This window comes from Streptomyces sp. NPDC056948 (assembly GCF_042674225.1).
Lineage (GTDB): Bacteria > Actinomycetota > Actinomycetes > Streptomycetales > Streptomycetaceae > Streptomyces > Streptomyces purpurascens.
In genome coordinates this window covers 1-1,807 of the sequence record NZ_JBHUQX010000773.1, presented here as the reverse complement: position 1 = coordinate 1,807, position 1,807 = coordinate 1, and the positions used below count along the sequence as shown (strand labels likewise).

Annotated in this window: 2 protein-coding genes and 1 pseudogene; all 3 read left to right on the top strand. The window is 69.4% G+C overall.

Features of this window, described 5'->3' with window-relative positions:
• On the top strand, positions 1–167 hold a 167-nt coding region (locus ACFTZL_RS44580), incomplete at its 5' end, for a substrate-binding domain-containing protein (protein ID WP_382596273.1).
• Positions 168–417: 250 nt separating this feature from the next.
• Entirely contained in the window at positions 418–1,521 is a 1,104-nt protein-coding gene (locus tag ACFTZL_RS44575; protein WP_382596270.1) for a sugar ABC transporter substrate-binding protein, read from the top strand.
• A gap of 97 nt (positions 1,522–1,618) precedes the next feature.
• A pseudogene (locus tag ACFTZL_RS44570) lies at positions 1,619–1,807 on the top strand (ABC transporter permease); the annotation flags it as partial.

The window sequence follows — 1,807 nt, the reverse complement described above, 5'->3', positions numbered from 1 at the left end:
GGCTGGACGCCTTCGACCTGACCACGGTCAGCCAGAACGCCGAGGAGCAGGCCCGGCAGGCCGTCACGGCCGCCGTCGAACGCCTCGACCAGGGCCGTACCGAGCCTCGCGAGATCGTGCTCGCTCCCTCCCTGGTCACGCGCGGGACCACGACAGAGCCGCGCTGACCGTCGCGTGCCGCACGTGTAGATAACAAGGCTCGTAATTCGGAGCCGAACTCTTGACACCTCTCCGAAACAGAAGCATGCTCTGCGGCACCCACTTAAAGCGGTTTAAAAGATCGCAGGGCATTTCGTCACCGTTTCCCGGCCGGGGCAAGCACGCCTCCTCTCTTCGCCTGCCCGCGCCCGGTTCTCCGGCCTTGTTCCTCGCCTCGCCCAGGCCGCCGCCTGGTATTGCACGAAGGAGACCCCGCACATGGAACGCAGCATGCCTGGGCGCCCGTTGGGCCGCCGCCTCTCCCGCAGAGCCCTGACCGCGGTGAGCCTGCTGGCCCTGGCGGCGGGCGCGCTGACCGGCTGCGCCAGCGGCAAGGCCACGGGCACCACCGACGGGCAGGCGCAGTCGTCGGGCGGAACCGACTCGACGGGCGGGGCGAAGAACACCGGCAAGAACAACGGGAAGAACTCCATCTACGTCATCGGCGGAAAGCCCGACGACCCCTTCTGGTCCGCGATCAAGCGCGGCGGCGAGGACGCGGGCAAGCTGGTCAAGGCGAAGGGCGGCTCGGTGACCTTCCTGGGCCCGAAGACCTACGACAACCTCGGCCCCGACGCCGCCAAGCTGACGCAGACCGCCCTGTCGCAGAACCCGTCCGCCATCGTCGTGCCGGACTGGGTCCCCGAGAACCAGGACGACGCGATCAAGCAGGCCGTGAAGAAGGGCATCCCGGTCTTCGTCTACAACGCGGGCGGCGTCGACGCGGCCAGACGGACCGGAGCCCTGAAGTACATCGGGTCGGACGACTACGAAGCGGGCAAGGCCGGTGGCGCCAAGTTCGCCGACGAGGGCGCCGAGAACATCCTGTGCGTGAACACGGTGCCCGGCGCGGCCAACTCCGAAGCCCGCTGCGACGGCATCGCCGACGGCGCCAAGACCAAGGGCGCCAAGTCCAAGCAACTGCCCCTGCCCTCCTCGAACTTCGGCAACCCCTCCGCCGTGACGCAGGCGATCAAGGGTGCGCTGCTGAAGGACGACAGCATCGACGCCCTGGTCACGATCGGCGTGCAGGACGCGGACAGCGCCGCCGCCGCGATCGAGCAGGCGAAATCCGGGGACAAGGTCGAGCTGGGCACCTTCGACCTGTCGGACAGTCAGCTGGAGCGCATCAAGGGCGGCAAGCAGCTCTTCGCCATCGACCAGCAGCCGTACCTCCAGGGCTTCTACGGGGTGTCGGTGGCGAATCAGTACCTGTCCTACGGCGTGATGCCGCCGCAGAACCCGCTGCTGACCGGGCCGCTCCTGGTCACCTCCGGCAATGTCGACGCGGCGATCGACGGCACCAAGGCCGGCGTCCGCTGACCCGCCGCGGGGGGCCCGGCCCGGACCCGGGCCCGGCACCCCCGGCCTCGCGTCCCCGCGCAGCACATCCGAGATCCACAAAGGTGGTAGCAGTCCGATGACAACGTCCCTGACCGACACGACGGCAGACGCGCAGAGCGCCGCCGCCCCGCCGCAGCCGTCCGAGAGCCGCCTGACCCAACTGCGGCACCGCCCCGAGGCCGGAGCGCTGATCGGAACACTGAGCGTCTTCGTCTTCTTCGCGATCTTCGGCGGCGAGAGATTCCTGGCCGCGGCAGGCGCGGCC